The sequence below is a fragment of the Microbacterium pollutisoli genome (assembly GCF_053586795.1).
In genome coordinates this window covers 221,828-239,022 of the sequence record NZ_JBNYWT010000005.1, presented here as the reverse complement: position 1 = coordinate 239,022, position 17,195 = coordinate 221,828, and the positions used below count along the sequence as shown (strand labels likewise).

Below are 17,195 nucleotides of genomic sequence, written 5' to 3'. Positions count from 1 at the left end.
CCGTGTGTCTCCGCGGGTGCCCATGTCATCGCACGGAGGCCGGGATAGAGTTCCGGGTGTGCTGAAGGTCTCTGTCATCGTCCCCACTTACCGTTCGGGCGAGGGCCTGGACCGGCTCGTCGAATCCCTGGATGCGCAGACCATGTCGCCGTCCGACTTCGAGGTCATCTTCGTAGACGACGGCTCGCCCGACGACACATACGACCGTCTGCTCGAGATCCGCTCCCTGCGCCCTCATGTCCGTGTGGAGCGCATCGAAAACTCCGGGTGGCCATCGAAGCCGCGCAACGTCGGCACGGACCTTGCCCGGGGCGAGTACGTGGCCTACATGGACCACGACGACCTTCTCTACCCCGACGCGCTGCGGGCCGCCTACGAGTTCGCAAAGCAGCATGAGGCGGATGTGGTCAACGGCAAGGAAGCCCGCACCCACGATGCCTCGTGGGCGATCGACACGTATCGCGCCGACCTGGCCCAATCCACCGATCGCACCGACCAACACCCGCTCATCCCGATGAACCCGCACAAGCTGTACCGACGGGCGTTCCTCGACGCGCACGGCATCCGCTTCCGGGAGGGCGGGCGTGTCATGTGGGAGGACATCTTCTTCAACATGCGCGTGGCCCGCCATGCCCGGACGATATCCACACTGGCAAGCGTCCCCTATTACCACTGGTACATGACACCCGGCAGCGGATCGAAGGGCTTTCTCCGCTCCGGGGAGGAATTCTGGTACTGGCTGCGCGAAGTGTTCGCCGCCACCGTGGAGGACCTCGACGGGAGCACGCACGAGAAGGCTCGCGACCTTCTCCTGGCACACCAGTACCGTTCTCGGATCCTTTCGTCGTTCAACGCCGCCTACACCCGCCGACCCGCCGCCGAGCAGGACCGCATTTACGAACACTGCCGTGCGCTGCAGCAGGATTTCTCGCTTTCACGCCTCGATGACCGGCTCAATGCGTCGGGCCGTATCCGGGCACGTCTGCTGGCGGCCGACGCCCGTTCTCTGCTGGAGCGGCTTCCCGTCCACGACCCCGGAATCCCCGGGTGGGGGCGCGCACAGGCTGCGCGGTGGAATCACGGGCGTCTGGAACTGGACGTCGCGGTGGAATGGTCATCGCCGGCGGGCCGTGTTCCGGCCCTGCGGCGGGCGGGCGACCGCATTCTGAAGGCGCTGCCGCCCGACTATGGCGCAGCCCTGACGGACGGCGATCTCGACGTGACGGAGGAGGTCACGACAGCCGCCGCGGAGATCGGTCTGCGCTCGCGTGCATCCCGGATCACGTGGATGACGCCCAGCACGCACGAGACCTCGATCGTGGACCGCCCTGACGGCGCGGTGACATTCGGGGTGGCTGTGCGCGCGGCCGTCGACGCGGACGCAGTCGAGTTCGGCCGACGTCTGGAGGACGGGCTGTGGGACTTCAACGTCCGCTGCACCCTCGCAGGGACACCGAGCCAGCCGCGGCTGCGGTCGACCCTCGAGCCGTCAGCCGACGCCTCCGGCGGCCGGCTGCGCGTCGTGTACACGAACGCCGACGGCAACCTGACCCTGTCGCTCGGCCGACCCGCTGACGCCGTCGCGCGGCTCATGCCGGCGGCTGAATCCTCAACGGCGCGCGTCGGCACAGGCACCCTCCTGACGATCCCGTTGCAGGATGCCCACGGCGACGAGGATGGTGCGCAATTCGACGTGACCGTGCCGATGGCGCCGCGACGCATCGCATGGTCGGTCGTCGATCGGCTTCTTCCCGCCTCCCGCTACCGCAAGGTGCCCGCCGTCCTCGCGGTGCGTGGCGGTCGTCTCGTCCTCGAGGCGGAGCTTCCGAACGGCTGGCGTTCGGCGCTGGTGCGCGTCGGTGGTGCGCACCCACGGGGCCGGCGGTGGTGGGTGGCCGCCGACCGATTGACCCCCGGACCGGCACAGCCGCCATCCCGCGTCGCACCCTCGGCATCAGCGAAGCTGCGGCGGGTTCTCGGACGGGCGAGGCGCGCCGTACGCCGCCTGTACCCACGTCGACGCTGACACGCATCTCCACCCATCACGCGACCACACCTCACAGGAACTTCATCGATCCGGTGCATAAGATCGTCGGAATGAGAGCAAACCGGCGCGGCATCGTGCTGTCAGAGGACGAGCTCGGCGGTGTGCAGTTGGTCGACGTCCGATTCGACGACCATCGGGTCTGGTCGGTTCCGGTTCCGGCGGCTGTCGACGGGCGGATCACCCTCAGGTGGCCGGCACCGATACGCACTCGCCTCGACGGCCGGACACGGCTCACGCTCCACGACACCAGCTCCGGCCGGCTGCTCAGCACGGCCGACGTCGCCTTCGGCACCACGCGCACCCGTCTCGCGCTCACCGACAAGCGGGGTCAGTGGCTCGCGATGACCAAGTGGGACCGGCTGGGACCGGTGCTGGAGGGAAGCGACAGCGACGTCGCGTCGCGCCTGGTGCGCAGCGCCCGGCGTCTGGCCGATGACCTGCAGTCGTGGGGATATCCGGTGTATCTGGTCGGCGGCACGCTCTTGGGCATGGTCCGCGGCGGCGAACTGCTTCCGCATGATGACGACATCGACTTCGCCTTCCTCGCCGATTCGGACGACCCTGCCGAACTCGGCCGCATCAGCTACGACATGGAGCGCCGGCTCACCGACGCCGGATACGCGGTGGCTCGCCACAGTCTCGCGCAGCTCGAACTGGTCTTCTTCGATGAGGCCGGCCAGGTCGACCATTACATCGACGTGTTCACGGGCTTCTTCCACGAGGGCATGTACTGTCAGCCGTTCGCCCTGCGCAGCGACGCGGTGTCGCGCGACGACCTCGTTCCCACGCGCGACATCGATGTCAACGGCGTTCCGTTGCCCGCGCCGGCCAACCCCGAAGCGTGGCTCGCCTACGCGTACGGCGAGAATTGGCGCGTCCCCGACCCCACCTTCAAGTTCATCGTCGATCGCGGCACGAAACAGCGCTTCGAGACGTGGTTCGGTGTCTTCAACCGCGGCCGCTTCTTCTGGGAGAAGCACTGGCAGGGCAAGGATCTCGCGAGCGGCTCGCGAGGCGGCCACCTCAACGCACGACGCCTGATGGACCGGATGCCCCCGCAGTCGCGCGTGCTGGACCTGGGCTGCGGCGATGGCCGGTGGGCGCAGACCTTCGCCGCGGCCGGGCATCAGGTCGTGGGAACCGACTTCAGCTTCGAAGCGCTGCGGGTGGCGCGATCCAACGATGCGCACGACGTGACCTGGTGGCGGATCAACGCCAACGACCGCCCGGCGATGCTGGAACTCGGCGCCAACCTCGTGGACTCGCGGCAGCCGTGGTTCGTCTTCTGCAACGACGTCCTCCACGGGCTCACACACCCCAACCGGCAGAACATCTTTCTGCTGCTGCGCATGGTCCTGCGCGACGAGACGGTCGCCGTCCTCAGCTTCGACACCCACCGCACGAGCGCATACGTGCGTGCGGATCCGCGCACGTGGCACTATCCGATTGAGAAGTTCCAGCGCGAACTGGCGGAGAACGGTCTGGAGATCGTGCGTCTGCATCGCAGCATCCGCCGGTCCGACCACGGCTGGCGGCGTGCCGCGACCGCCGTCGTCCGCGCCGCACCGCGCTGGGCGCAAGATCGGGACAGCTGGAAGAACGAGAGGGACGAGGACGCGAGATGAGAAAGTACCTGCGCAAGCTGGGCGAGAAAATCGCTCCCACAGCGTACACCCGGTTGCAGCGTCTCTCGGTGCTGGATGCCGACGGATCGGCCGCGGATATCCTGCTGCGCTACGAGCAGCAGCTGCATGACCTCAGCGCCCAGGTCGATGAACTGCGTCGTGAGAACCGTCGCGTGGTCGAACTGTACGACCTGCTGTTCGAACGGCTTCAGCGCGAGAACCCCTTGCGCAACGCCGCCGACGAATGACCGGCCGTCAGCGTGATTGAGCCTGCATCGCCGCCACCTGCACGGTGACCACCTGACCGGTGAGGTCGGATGCGGCGACGTTCAACGAGACGCGCGCCACGTCGGCCGGCTCGAGCAGGGTGCCGGGCGGCTCCTCGCCGAATGCGGCGGTGCGCATCGGTGTGTGGGTGCGCTGCGGGTTGATGCAGTTGATGCGAACGCCGTGCGGCGCCCACTCCTCGGACAACGCCTGGGTGAGGTTGACCACCCCTGCCTTCGTCGCGGAGTACACCCCGTATCCGGCGCGACCGCGCGTGTAGGAACTCGACGTGAACAGCAGCACCTGCCCACCCGTGGCCGACAGATGCGGAAACGCCTCCCGGGCGATGAGCACGGGTGCGAGCAGGTTGGTCTCGATCGTGTCCGCGAGGTCCTCGGCGGGCGCCTCGACCAGGGGGCTGATCCGCAGGACGCCGGCGGTCACGACGACGATGTCGATGGACCCGGCTTCTTCCACGACGGCGGACAGGGCATCCCGCACGTCGTCCGTTCGGCGCACGTCGGTCCCGGTCGTCGAGCGGCTGAACTCGAACACGCGGGCTCCCGCATTCGCGGCCAGCTCGCAGATGCTCGCGCCGATCCCGTAGCTGCCGCCGAACACCACCACCGTGCGGTCGCGGAGATCGGGCAGCCGGTCCATGCGAGTGTCCATCGCCAGGCTGGCCGACTGCAGCTGGAAGATCTTGTCTGCGATGTGGACGTCGATCGGTTCGGTGACCTTCATGTTCTCCGGCGTGCCGTCGACGACGAAGATCGGTGTGTCGGGAAGGTACTGGAACACCACACCGCAGTCGTCGGTCGCGCGGAAGTCCGGGTCGGTCGCGGCGATCTCGTAGGCACGGCGGATGGTCCCCAGACGGAAGGCCTGCGGAGTCTGACCGCGCCGCAGCGTCGAACGGTCGGGGATGCCGGTGATCAGTCGGGAGTCGTCGACCTGGATGATGGTGTCGGCGGAGGGGATCGCGGTGTCGACGGCGTCATAGGTGTCGAGGGCGTGGACGCAGTCCCGGATGATGCGGTCGTCGATGAACGGTCGGACCGCATCGTGGAAGAGGACCTTCGTGTCGTCGCCGTCCAACGCCGCGATGGCCAGCTGCGTGGTGTCGTTGCGGGTCTCGCCGCCGGGCAGAATCCGGGTGAGCTTGCCGAACCGCTCGCCGGTCAGGAGATGATCCAGCTCGGACATGGACCCGGCGTTCATCATGACCACGACCTCGTCGATGAGCGGGTGCGCGTCCAGGGCTTCGAGGGTGTGCTCGACGATCGCCTTGCCGGCGATCTTGATCAGCTGCTTCGGGATCCCCAGTCCGACACGTACGCCGATACCGCCGGCCAGCACCACGGCGACAGTTCGCGACGTCTCGGTCATGGCACTCCTCAGCTCGGCGTCGGGCGACACTCCATCCTAGGCGGGCGGTGCGGTGCGACCAGCCACAGCCGAGACGACCATCGTCGCGATCGCGTCGGCGCAGGGCGTGGCTCCGGCTTCGGGCTCGGCGTCGCCGGGAACCTGGACCCAACGCCGCGCGAACGCCTCGGCATCGTCCGTGGTCGCCGCACCCGCTGCGACCGCGGCGACGAGTTCGTCGACCGTGCGCACGATGGGACCCGGCAAATCGGTGCGGTAATCGAGGTAGAAGTCGCGTGAGTCCAGATAGTCATCCAGATCGGGTGCGAGGAAATAGCTGGGGACGCCGACGAGGGCGGCCTCATACAGCGTCGACGAGTAGTCCGTGATGAACAGATCGGCGACGGCCAGCATCTCCTGGGTCGAGAACCCCTCTGCCGTGTCGACGACTGCGCCGAAGCGTCCCTGCATGAGCGGGTGGAGTTTCACGACGGTGTGCATGCCGATGGCGGCCAGGGCCGTGGTCAGCGACACGGCGTCCACGGACACACTGCCGTCGAGGCGGAACGTCGGAGCGAACACGGCCACCGGACCGTCGCGCAGGTGGGGATGCCGTGCGAAGATGCGCTCGCGCGTCCGGCGGCGCACCTCGGGGTCGCGCAGCCGGTCGACCCGCGGCAACGGCGCCACGCGGACGTTCTCGACCGCGGTGCCGAATGCCTCCGCATAGGCGGGACGGCAGTCGGCGCCGCTCGTGAGTACGATGTCGTACCCCTCATGCATGCGCATGGCCGCCCCCAACCGGGCGTCGCGCCCTTCCGGGCGGCCGAGGATGCTGAGGCCGAACTTCTTGAAAGCGCCCAGGGCGTGCCAGATCTGGATGACCGTCAGATCCTTCTTGTGGCGCGGCACGCTCGCGACGATCGCGTAGGTGTCGATGATGAGGACCCGTGCGGTGGCGAGGTGGTAGAGCTGCGCGACCATGTGCGCGGCGTACGCGAGCTTGCCCAGGATGCCGGGGGGCACCATCTTGACCAGGGTCACGATCTCGATCGACGGATCCACAGCGCGTACGGCGGCGGCGATGTCACGGAAGTCGTCCGGCACAGTCGGGTGCTCGCGGCTGATCATGACCACCTTGCGGCGCGCGGGCAGCAGCTTGAGCGGAGCGTAGATCGCCCGCAGGCTGACCCGGGCCGCTGCGGCCACCGCGAGACGAAGGCGCATGCGGCCTTCGGTGCGGGTTGGTTCGGGCGCGCCGCCGGGAGCGACGGCGGTGCGGCGCACGACGGCGCGGGGGTTCAGCAGCAGCTCGCGCACGATCCGTTCGCTGGAGTGACCGTCGCATGCGGCCATATGCTCCGCGAGGAATCCGGCGGCGTCGGCGGGCGTGGCCGTGCGGATGGCCGCGGCGAGCTCGGTGCCTGCGGTCACGAGAGGACCGGTGACGTAGCTGTCGAACGGCCGGTAGAAATCCCGGTCGGCGGTGTACTCCGCCACATCGGGGCAGAAGAACACGATCGGCCTGCGCAGAAGGGCATACTCGAAGATCGCCGAGGAGTAGTCCGTGATGAGGACATCCGCCGCCATCATCAGCTCGGTCATCTCACGGTCGCGCGTCACGTCGATCACGCCGGCCAGGCCGGGGCGCTGCACATCCAGGGGCGTGACGAACGGATGCATCTTCACGAGCAGCGCCCATTCGTCGCCGAGCTCCTCGACCAGACGAGCCCACGGCACGCTGTCGACGTCGAAGTAGGCGCTCAGCTGTCCGTCGCCGCGGAAGGTGGGTGCGAAAAGTGCGATCTTACGGTCTGCGGGGATGTCATAGCGCGCCCGCACCGCGGCCTCCGCGGCCGCGACGCGGTCGGGATCGAAGAACGCGTCGGTGCGGGGCACACCGAGCGCGTGCACGCGTGCGATGTCGATGCCGTAGGCCTCTGCGTAGTCCGCCCGGATCCGCTCGCTGCTGACCGTGGCGTCGGTGTAGTTGCGATGAGTCAACGAGCCCGGCAGCGGGCCGCCTGCGAGGCCGAACCGGCTCCACCCCACTCTCTTGAACGCTCCGGCCGCATGCCACACCTGCACCAGTCGCGTCTCGGGGCGGATGCGCAGGGGGTACACCAGCGGATAGAAATCGTCGAGCACGATCGTCTGTGCCGTGGCCATGAGCCGGGGGAGAGCCCACGCGTCGCGGAGCGGCCTGCGGGCGCGCAGCTTGGGCTTGAACACGCCGATGATCTCCGCGGCCGGATCCTGTCGTCGCACCTCGTCGCGGAGGAACGCGAAGTTCCCGGAGAAGTCGTCCCGCGCGTCCGACAGGAAGACGATGCGTCCGGGAACGATCGGTCGCAGGCGCCACATCGCGTACAGAGCGATGTAGGGGAGGAACCGCGATTTCTGGAGGAACGCGCTCCGGCGCAGCAATCCGCGGAGTCGACGCACGGAAACCTCCAGATCGGGTCGGGTCGGAAGGTTCGATTCTATTCGTGTGCGCTTCGAGGCCCCTGGGCGCCCGCGCTCAGCGCTGTGACGACGCCTGCGGCGGCAGCCCGTCCCCACCCGTGCCGGCCCCGGCATCCATGCCGCTGCGCCAGCCCTTCACCAGGGAGGCGCGCGTCGCGCACACCACCAGGAGGAACCAGTTGAAGCCGCCCAGCAGCGCGCTCGTGACGATCGAGTCGGCGAGCAGGGTGATCAGCACCAGCGGCGCCCACACATACACCGTCGAGCGGCGCTCCGACGCGGTCATCCAGGAGCGGGCCAGTGCCAGGCCGGCGAACGCCAGCAGCAGGACGACACCGACCGCCCCGGCCTGCAGCAGCATGTCCATCCACGCGTTCAGCGCCGAGCCGTGGTCGGTGCCGGTGAGATACCGCAGGAAGGTGAACGGCATGATCCCGTCCGGCCACGTGCCCACCCATCCCCACCCCTGCACCGGACGGACCTCCGACAGGTCGAGGATCTCGTTCCACAGGCGCGACCGGGTGAGGAAGTCGGGCTCGGCGTTGAGCCAGTACACCAGCGGCCGGCGCTGCACGTACACCAGCACGAGTCCCACCACCACCAGCGACGCGATCACCCACTGCACGGTCGGGCGACGCCGGGCCGGCGTGCGTCTGACGAGCACCAGGATGCCGGTGGCGCCGCCGGCGATGACAGCCATCACCAGCACGATCGGCGACTGCGTGAACACCGCCAGCACGCCCGCCAGAGTCACCGAGTACAGCGCGAGGCCCGGGGCGACCGAGCGGGTGCGCCACTCCACGAGGAACGTGATCAGCGCGATGATCGTCACCACGCCCAGCGCGGTGCGGGTGCCGAAGATGCCCTGCACCGGACCGCCCTCGGCGATGTTGCCGCCGATGCCCAGGAACGGGATCGGCATGTCGATGAGGATGCCGGCGAACACCTCGAGCGCGAGCGACAGCGTCAGCAGCACCCGCAGCACGTCGCCGGTGGTGCGCACCGTCTGCAGGGTGTCGCGGAACTGCGCCACGACGACGGCCAAGAACGTGGGCGCCGCCAGCGCGAACCAGCCGATGACGCTCTCGCCGGTCTCCCGCCCCCACACGGTCGTGACCAGCAGCCACAGCATGAGGGCCACGAGCGTCGTCGGGATCAGCTCCAACCAGCGCCACTCCCGGCGGCGCGCCACCAGCATCGCCGCGCCGATCACGCTCAGGCCGACCATGATCGCCCCGTACCCCGCGTCGCCCATGAGACTGCGCAGCAGTTCGGTCGCGAACAGCGCCCCCACGGTCGTCGTCGCGAACGCGGAGGCCACCGGCGACGATCGCAGCAGCGCCACGACGGCGGCGGGCGGGGTGGTGGCGCGGCTCATGGGGCCGACAGCCGCTCGCCCTGCTCGCCGGTGAGCCGCTGCTCCGACGGTCCGCGCCCCATCAGCGGAGCCTGCTTGATCTTGAACGCGAACATGATCACGAAGAACCAGCCCCAGCCCAGGAGAGGTCCGGATTCGGCCAGGCCCTGCACGAGCAGGATCGCGCCGGTGAGCGTCGGCAGCAGCGTGAGGGGGGAGTAGGGGCGGTCGGCCACGATGTCCCAGCGCGGCCGGTCGACGGCGAAGAACCACGACCGCCAGATGAACGCGAGGTAGGTCAGCGCCATCAGCGCCACGCCGACCGCGCCGAGCTGGAGGAACACGTCCAGCCACATGTTGTGCGCCTGCATGACGGTCACTCCGTGATCGATGATCCAGCCGTCGAAGCCGGGGTCGGTCGGGACCCACGGAGTGGAGAATCCCCATCCGATCACGGGGTGCTGCACGGCACGCTCCCACACCGTCTGCCAGATCCCCTCCCGGCCGGTCAGGTCGGACGAGCGCCCGAGCATGGCGAAGATCGCATCGCGCGCCAGCCACAGCACCGACAGACCGCCGACGGCCACGACGATGTACGCGAGATAGAACCGTGTGCGGCCGCCGGGACGCTGGGCGGTGCGCATCAGCAGCGCCGTGACCAGCACGACGACCACGCCCACCGCCGCCAGGTACGCGGTGGCCGAGCCCGCCCGGAAGAACAGGTAGGCCGCGACCGCGATCCACGCGATCAGCAGGGGACGCCGCGGCGGGCGGCTGGCCCAGCGCAGCGCGAACACGACGATCGCCAGCAGGGAGACGTAGGCGAGCGAGTTCGCGTCGCCGAAGATGCCCTGGATGCGGCCGCCGTCGAACAGGTTGTCCCGCGACCAATACACGATCGGGTCGTCGACCGGACCGTCGGGACGCACGAAGCCCGGCAGGATCGGGCCACCCCACACCAGTGACACCCACAGCTCGAACGCCAGCGACAGCGCGACGATCCACTTCAGCGCCGACGCGACCGCGCGGATCAGCTCACGCCACGTGAGCACGGCCCCCACGAACATCGCCTGCACGGTCGTGGTCAGCAGCAGCACGAGCGTGAGCTCGGTCGCCGCCGGCCACTGGGTCCACAGGAGGGACGCCACGGCCCACGCCACATACCAGACCGCCAGCCATGGCAGCCGCCGCCACTGCACGACCGGACGCAGCACGAGCCACAGCGTGATCGAGACGACAGCCGTGCCCACCCCGGCGATCGCCGCGCCGACCGTGCCGAAGGCCATGAGCCACCCCGTGCCGGCGATGATGGCGGCCAGCACGAAGATGCACCAGCCGCGCAGCAGCAGGTGCCCGGTCTTCTCCCGCACCGGTGCCGTGGGCGGCGTCGCGACCGGATGCTTCGTGTGGATCGCCATCGCTGAAAGGCTATCGCGGCCGTGTCTAGGCTGAGGGGGTGCTGATCCCCCTTTCGAACGAGCCCCGTGACTATGCCTGGGGGTCGGTGACCCTCATCCCCGCCCTGGAAGGCCGCACCCCCACCGGCGTCCCCGAAGCAGAGGTCTGGTACGGCGACCACCCCGGCGACCCGTCGGACCTCGCGGACGGCTCCACGCTGGACGCGTTCCTGGCCGCCCGCGGCGACGGGACACTGCCGTATCTGCTCAAGCTGCTGGCCACCGGCTCGTCCCTGTCGATCCAGGCGCACCCCTCCAAGGCGCAGGCCGTCGAGGGCTTCGCGCGTGAGGAGGCCGCCGGCATCGCCCGCGACGCCGCCGCCCGCACCTACCGCGACGACAACCACAAGCCCGAGATCATCGTCGCCCTCAGCGACGTGTTCCGCGCGCTGGTGGGCCTGCGCCCGCTCGCGCAGACGCGGCGGCTGGTCGGCGCGCTGGCGCAGACGCCCGGTGTGGTGGCCCTGGCATCCCGCCTGGAGGAGGAGGGGGACGGCCCCGCCGTGCTGCGCGAGACGATCGCGTGGGCGCTGTCGGGTCACGCCCAGGCCGAGGTGGACGACATCGCCGCGGCGCTCACGGATGCCACCCACCCCGACTTCGCGGACGAACTGGCCGTGCTGCGGCGCATCGCCGGCGACTTCCCCGGTGACCCCGGCATCGTCGTGGCGCTGCTCATGAACCTGGTGCAGCTGCGCCGCGGCGAGGCGGTGTTCGCCCCCGCCGGCGTGCTGCACGCCTACCAGGACGGCCTCGGCGTCGAGCTGATGGCCGCCAGCGACAATGTGCTGCGCGGGGGACTCACTCCCAAGCACGTCGACGTGCCCGAACTGCTGCGCATCATCGACACGATCCCCGGCACCCCGCCGCTGGTGCGGCCGCAGCACGCCGACGGCGTCGAGGTCTTCGACGTGGGCGTGGCCGATTTCCGGCTCACCCGGGTCAGTCCGCGGGCCGGCGAGCCCCACTCGGTGGCGGTCACCGGCCCCACCATCGCCCTGGCGACCGCCGGCACCGTCGAGGTCGCCGCCGGCGCGACCAGCCGCACCCTCCGCCCCGGTCAAGCGGTGTTCGTGACCGGTGACGAGCGGTCCGTCGAGGTCGCCGGCAGCGGGGAGCTGTTCGTCGCGCAGCCCGGATCGTTGCCGAGCTGAGACACGCCGGGGCGCGTCATGAAGGTTCAATCCACGGTTGAGGCTTTAGCATCTGCGACTTGACCCCGGCGAATGACAAGAGTGTAATTATCCGTACACGCAGCTCGCGTGGGTAATACAGGGGGGAGAGCGACATGACGGGTTACCGCTCCGGCGTTCCCGAAAATTGGTTCGTCGACCCGGTTCATCTCGGAGTGCCGGGGGTCCGGCGGCCCGTCGAAGACGACGACACCGCCCTGGCCTGGCAGTCCGACGCGCTGTGCTCACAGACCGACCCGGAGGCGTTCTTCCCCGAGAAGGGCGGCTCGACCCGTGACGCCAAGCGCATCTGCACGGCCTGCGATGTCCGCAGCGAGTGCCTCGAGTACGCGCTGCAGAACGATGAGCGATTCGGCATCTGGGGTGGGCTGAGCGAGCGCGAGCGTCGCAAGCTGAAGCGACGCGCCGGCTGACGATCTGAGCGAATCGCGCGCGGTGCTCCGCGTGCGATCTAGGCTGACCGGGACATGCCCGCCCGAGTACACGCACTGCTGGTCGTGCGCCCCGACGGGCGCATCCCCGCCGACGTCCATCTGAAGCGCACGCTGACCGCGCTCGCCGCGCAGACGCGCCCCGTCGACGCGCTCACCCTCGTGCTGTGCGGCGCCGACGACACGCTGCGCGGGATCGCCGCGGCATCGGGCGCCGAAGGCGTCATCACGACCTCGCACGCCACCTCGTACGCGCAGGCGCTGAAGCTGGCCACCCGCCGGGTGGCCGGGGATGCGATCTGGCTGCTCGCCCAGGACACCGCCCCCGAACCGGAAGCGCTCCGGCTTCTGGCCGGGGCGTTGGAGATGTCGCCGACGGTCGGCGTCGCCGCGCCCAAGCTCGTGCGCTGGGACGACCCCCACCGCATCGTGTCGCTGGGCGTGTCGATGACACAGGGCGGCCGCACGATCGGGCTCGTCGACGGGGAACTCGACCAGGGGCAGTACGACGCCACCGAGGACGTCCTCGCCTCCGACGTGCGCGGCGTGCTCGTGCGCGCCGACGCCTGGCGCACCCTCAACGGCATCGACCCGGGGCTGGCCGGTGCCGACGAAGGGCTCGACCTCGGGGTACGCGCCCGGCTCGCCGGCGGCCGTGTGGCGCTGGTGCCCGGCGCCCGCATCGCGGTGGCCGGCGACGGGGTGGCCGGCACTCCGATCGGCGACGGGTTCGCCCGACGGGTGCGGCGCGCCTACGCCGAGCGCACCGCGCAACTGCACCGGCGGCTCGTGTATGCCCCGGCGGTGACGGTGGTGTTGCACTGGCTGTCGCTGCTCCCGCTGGCCGTCGTGCGCTCGGTCGGGCACCTGCTGGCCAAGCAGCCGGCCCTCATCGCGCCGGAATGGGCGGCCACGATCGTGGTGCTGCTGCAGTTCGCATCGATCGGCCGGGCCCGCGCCGGCATCCGCCGCACCCGCCGCGCCGGGTGGAACCGCATCGCCGCGCTGCGCGTGACCGGGCGCGAGCTGCGGCAGCGGCTCGACGAGGACGGCGGCGACCACGCCCGCCGTGATCTCCACTTCTTCACCGGCGGCGGCGCCTGGCTCGTGCTGGGCGCACTGGTCGTCTCGGTGGCCGTATTCCCCGCCCTGCTGGCCTGGCCCGCACTGGGCGGCGGGGCGCTCGCGCCGCTGCGGGCGACCGTGATGCAGCTGTGGACCGACGCGGCCTACGGCGCCCGCCCCCTCGGCTGGGAGACGGTCGGCCCCGCCGACCCGTTCAGCACGGTCGTCGCCCTCATCGGGTCGCTGTGGCCCCTGGCGCCCTCCCGCGCCGTCGTCGTGCTGTGGCTGCTCGCCCTGCCGCTGGCGGCGTTGGGCGGGTGGATCGCCGCGACCCGGGTGACCGAGCGCGCCGGCCTCCGGGTGCTCGGCGGGATCGCCTGGATGCTCGCCCCCACGTTCCTGGCGGCCCTCGTGACCGGCCGGCCGACCGGCGTGCTCGTGCACCTGCTGCTGCCCTGGCTGTTCGCCGCCGGCGCGGTGGCGCACCGGTCCTGGTCGGGCGCGGGCATCGCGTCGCTGCTGCTGGCCGCCGTCATCGCCTGCGCGCCGTCGCTGGCCCCCGCCTTCGCCCTGGTGTGGGTGCTGATGATGCTGCTGACCGCGGCCCTGCGCTCCGGGCGCGGCATCACCCGCATCCTGTGGCTGGCCGTCCCCACCGCCGTCGTCTTCGCCCCCCTCGTCGTGCACCGGGTGCGCGACGGAGACTACTGGAGCGTCTTCGCCGACCCGGGTGTGCCCTTCGGCGCGACCGAACCGATCGTCGACGCCGCGCGCCGACTGCTGCTGGCCGTCGGCTTCCCGACCGCCGATCCGGGCGGCTGGGGCGCGTTCCTCGGGGACGGCGCCGCGATCTGGTGGGTTCCGCTGCTCATCGCGCCCCTGCTGCTCTGCGCGGTGCTGGCGCCTCTGACCGCCCGGCCGATGGTCGCCGTGACCCTGCTGTTCACGGCCGCCACGGGCCTGGTGACCGCCTTCCTCGCCGCGGGGGTGGCCCTGGCCGCGTCCGGCCCGGACGCGGTCACCCTGTGGCCGGGCGGTGCGCTGAGCCTCGCCTGGGCGGGGCTGCTCGGCGCCGCCCTGCTCGCGCTCGATCTGCTGCCGGGGCTGCACCCGCGGGCACGCCCCGTCCGACTGGCCGGAGGACTGCTGGTCGTGCTGGCGCTGGCCGTCGTGTCGGTGCCGGCCCTCACCGCCCCGGCGCGGGAGGCGAGCGTCCTGACCAGCGGTCCGGTCAGCACCCTCCCCGCCTACGTCGCCGCCGAAGGACGCGCCGGCAGCGGGACGATCGTGCTCGCCCCGCAATCCGACGGCAGCGTCGCGACGAGCGTCGTGTGGGGCGGCAGCGCCACGCTGGGCGGCCAGACGACGCTCCAGTCCGCGCGCACGACCGTCACCGATGACGACGTCGCGATGGCGCGACTGACCGCCGACCTGCTCACCGACTCCGCCACCGACGTGGTCGCCCGCCTGGCCGATCACCATATCGCCTTCGTCATCCTCGCCCCGCCGCGCGACGACACCGACCTCGCGCGCAACCTGCGCCTCGTGGCGGAGTCGGCCCTTGACCAGCGCGACGGGCTCGACGCGGTCGGCGACACCGACAAGGGCAGTCTCTGGCGGGTCGCACAGGACGTCGGCGTGCGCACCGCCGACCCCGAGACCGCCGCCGTCGCCGCGCGCATCGCCGCCTTCCAGCTCGGGGTGGTCGTCGTCGCGCTGCTGCTGGCGCTGCCGACCGGGGCGACCCGGCGCCAGGCGCGCCGCAAGCCCCGCGTCGTGGGCGCCACCGTCCGAGAGCAGGTGATCAGGTGACCGCACTCACGCGCAGCATCGGCCTCGTCGCCGGCGTCGTGGTGACCGCCGGCTTCGTCACCGGCATCGCGTTCGCCGTCACCGCGCCCTGGCCCACCGCCGCGCGGGAGCCGCTGTCGGTACGCGCCGTCCCCGCGCCCGAAGCGTCGGTACTGGCGTGCAGCGGGCCGGTGCTGGCCTTGGGTCGGGATGCCGCGGATGCGGCCGGCCTGACCGATGCGGCCGTGCCGCGGATCACCGTCGCGTCCGGCGGCAGCCGGGAGCCGGACGAGCAGCGGCTGGCGGCGCCCGATGTGATCGAGGGAGAGGGGCCGCTCGTGCTCCGCGCGGCCCCGGAGGGTCGCACCCGCACCGATGTCGCCGCGGCCGGCTCCGCCCAGATCTCCGACGACGACCTCAGCGGCTTCGCCGCGTCGGCGTGCGCGCCGCCGCTCATGGAGTCCTGGCTCGTCGGCGGCAGCGGCCTGACCGGGGCGAGCGACCTCGTCATGCTGGCCAACCCCGGTGACGTGCCGGCCCGGGTGGAACTGACCGTCTACGGTGCCCTCGGCGAGACCGTCCCGGCCACCGGTCGGGACATCCTGGTGCCGGCCGGGACGCAGCGGGTGGTCCCCCTGGCATCCCTCGCCCTGGGCGAGAACAGCCCGGTCGTGCGGGTCACCGCCTCCGGAGCCCCGGTCCGGGCCACCCTGCAGGCATCCATCACCCGCACCCTGGTGCCCACCGGGCTCGATCAGGTGGGGCCCAGTGCCGCGCCGGCGGAAACGGCCGTCATCCCCGGGTTCACGGTGGTCCGCGCCCCGGGCGATGCCGGGGCGTCGAACACCACGACCCTCCTGCGCATGCTCGCGCCCGCCGCCGACACCGAGGCGACCGTCGAGATCAGCCGCGTCGGCGGGGGCGTCGTCGACACCCGGATCGTGCCGCTGACGGCAGCGGTGCCGCTGGAGCTCGACCTCGACGGACTGCAGCCGGGCACCTACACCGCGCGCGTCAGCGCCGACACGCCGCTGACCGCGGCGCTGTGGGAGGCGACCGGCTACGGCGAGGGCGACGACTTCGCCTGGCACGTCGCGGCCGACACCATCGGGGTGCCGAGCCTGTTCGCGGTCGCCCGCGGCCCGGCGCCGGTGCTGACCCTCACGAACGACACGACGACCGAGGTCACCGCCCGCATCGTCCCCGACGCCGGCGCCGGGGAACCGGTCGAGGTGGGCGTGCCCGCAGGCGGCTCGACGCGCTATCCGCTGCGCGCCGGCGCCGTGTACCAGCTGCAGCCGGACGGCGACGCCCTGCGCGCCGGTGTCACCTTCAGCGACGACGGGCGACTGGGCGGATACCCCGTCCAGCCGGGGGATGCCGCGACGGCGGCCGTCGAGGTGTACGTGCAGTAGGGCGGCGTGGCCCCGGCCTCACCGGGACCAAGCGGCGAGGATCTGCGCGTGCCGCAGAAGGAAGGCGCGCTCGTCGAGCCGCTTGCGGCGCAGCCACGTGGTGACCTCGCCGTTGCCCTTGCTCGCGTTGCACGAGCGGCACGCCGGGACCACGTTGCCGAGAGTGTAGCGGCCGCCGCGCGAGAGGGGCTGCACGCAGTCCTTCTGCAGGCCGGGCCCGGCGGCGCCGCAGTACGCGCACCCGCCCCAGGCCTCCTGCAGCGACTCCCATTCGTCGGGTGTCAGGTCGTTGTCGGCCGCGGCCACCCGTCGGGCGCGCTTGCGCGACAGCCGTGCGCGCCGGGTCTGACTGACGGCCATCGGCTACGCCGCACGCAGGATGGACGTCATCTTCTTGCCGCGGGCGAGCTCGTCGACCAGTTTGTCCATGTACCGGATCTTCTGCATGAGCGGATCTTCGATGTCCTCGACCCGGATGCCGCAGATCACGCCGGTGATCAGGCCCGCGTTCGGGTGCAGACGCGCCTTCTCGAAGAAGGCGGCCAGTGTCGTGCCGGCCGCCACATGGCCGGCGAGCTCGGCGGCGTCGAACCCGGTGAGCCAGGTGAGCACGTCGTCCAGCTCCTGACGGGTGCGGCCCTTCCGCTCCACCTTGGTCACATACAGGGGGTAGATCGCGCCGAAGCTCATCGTGAACAGGCGATGCATGCCGT

General features: G+C 70.9%; 13 protein-coding genes. 7 read left to right on the top strand and 6 right to left on the bottom strand.

The window, feature by feature from the left end; all coding sequences use genetic code 11:
• Positions 1 to 22: 22 nt before the first annotated feature.
• The 3 genes from ACQ143_RS12695 (at position 23) to ACQ143_RS12685 (ending at position 3,920) form a co-directional block, all read left to right on the top strand.
• Positions 23 to 2,026, top strand: a complete 2,004-nt coding sequence (locus ACQ143_RS12695; protein WP_449571065.1) for a glycosyltransferase family 2 protein — start codon at positions 23 to 25, stop codon at positions 2,024 to 2,026.
• Positions 2,027 to 2,097: 71 nt separating this feature from the next.
• Positions 2,098 to 3,672: a class I SAM-dependent methyltransferase gene (locus ACQ143_RS12690; RefSeq protein ID WP_449571064.1), complete on the top strand. Its 1,575-nt coding sequence runs from the start codon at positions 2,098 to 2,100 to the stop codon at positions 3,670 to 3,672.
• Positions 3,669 to 3,920 carry a hypothetical protein gene (locus tag ACQ143_RS12685; protein WP_449571063.1) on the top strand — a complete coding sequence of 84 codons (252 nt, stop codon included), beginning with the start codon at positions 3,669 to 3,671 and terminating at the stop codon, positions 3,918 to 3,920. Before ACQ143_RS12690 ends, ACQ143_RS12685 begins: the two co-directional genes overlap by 4 nt.
• A 7-nt stretch (positions 3,921 to 3,927) precedes the next feature.
• Here ACQ143_RS12685 and ACQ143_RS12680 read toward each other — a convergent pair whose 3' ends face one another.
• The 4 genes from ACQ143_RS12680 to ACQ143_RS12665 all read right to left on the bottom strand — a co-directional run bounded on the left by ACQ143_RS12680 (position 3,928) and on the right by ACQ143_RS12665 (position 10,548).
• Complete coding sequence (locus ACQ143_RS12680) at positions 3,928 to 5,328, bottom strand: SDR family NAD(P)-dependent oxidoreductase (RefSeq protein WP_449571062.1); 1,401 nt, start codon at positions 5,326 to 5,328, stop codon at positions 3,928 to 3,930.
• Positions 5,329 to 5,364: 36 nt separating this feature from the next.
• Entirely contained in the window at positions 5,365 to 7,752 is a 2,388-nt protein-coding gene (locus ACQ143_RS12675; protein WP_449571061.1) for a CDP-glycerol glycerophosphotransferase family protein, read from the bottom strand.
• A gap of 76 nt (positions 7,753 to 7,828) precedes the next feature.
• On the bottom strand, positions 7,829 to 9,151 hold the full coding sequence (locus ACQ143_RS12670; RefSeq protein WP_449571060.1) for a hypothetical protein: 1,323 nt from the start codon (positions 9,149 to 9,151) through the stop codon (positions 7,829 to 7,831).
• Entirely contained in the window at positions 9,148 to 10,548 is a 1,401-nt protein-coding gene (locus ACQ143_RS12665) for an O-antigen ligase family protein (protein WP_449571059.1), read from the bottom strand. The genes ACQ143_RS12670 and ACQ143_RS12665 overlap by 4 nt, the downstream gene beginning before the upstream one ends.
• A gap of 38 nt (positions 10,549 to 10,586) precedes the next feature.
• Here ACQ143_RS12665 and manA point away from each other — a divergent pair, with 38 nt between their 5' ends.
• From manA to ACQ143_RS12645, 4 genes are all read left to right on the top strand, one after another.
• Entirely contained in the window at positions 10,587 to 11,741 is a 1,155-nt protein-coding gene (manA, locus tag ACQ143_RS12660) for a mannose-6-phosphate isomerase, class I (protein ID WP_449571058.1), read from the top strand.
• A 134-nt stretch (positions 11,742 to 11,875) separates the two neighbouring features.
• Positions 11,876 to 12,193 carry a WhiB family transcriptional regulator gene (locus tag ACQ143_RS12655; RefSeq protein ID WP_449571057.1) on the top strand — a complete coding sequence of 106 codons (318 nt, stop codon included), beginning with the start codon at positions 11,876 to 11,878 and terminating at the stop codon, positions 12,191 to 12,193.
• A 54-nt stretch (positions 12,194 to 12,247) separates the two neighbouring features.
• A complete protein-coding gene (locus ACQ143_RS12650) occupies positions 12,248 to 15,088 on the top strand; it encodes a glycosyltransferase (protein WP_449571056.1) in 2,841 nt (946 codons plus the stop codon).
• Positions 15,085 to 16,482 (top strand): DUF5719 family protein, encoded by a 1,398-nt coding sequence (locus ACQ143_RS12645; RefSeq protein WP_449571055.1) that lies wholly within the window; start codon positions 15,085 to 15,087, stop codon positions 16,480 to 16,482. Before ACQ143_RS12650 ends, ACQ143_RS12645 begins: the two co-directional genes overlap by 4 nt.
• 18 nt (positions 16,483 to 16,500) lie before the next feature.
• On the opposite strand, the gene ACQ143_RS12640 is transcribed toward ACQ143_RS12645, so the two are convergent.
• On the bottom strand, positions 16,501 to 16,842 hold the full coding sequence (locus ACQ143_RS12640; RefSeq protein ID WP_449571054.1) for an HNH endonuclease: 342 nt from the start codon (positions 16,840 to 16,842) through the stop codon (positions 16,501 to 16,503).
• 3 nt (positions 16,843 to 16,845) lie between these two features.
• Complete coding sequence (locus tag ACQ143_RS12635; RefSeq protein ID WP_449571053.1) at positions 16,846 to 17,190, bottom strand: DUF2200 domain-containing protein; 345 nt, start codon at positions 17,188 to 17,190, stop codon at positions 16,846 to 16,848.
• Positions 17,191 to 17,195 lie beyond the last annotated feature (5 nt).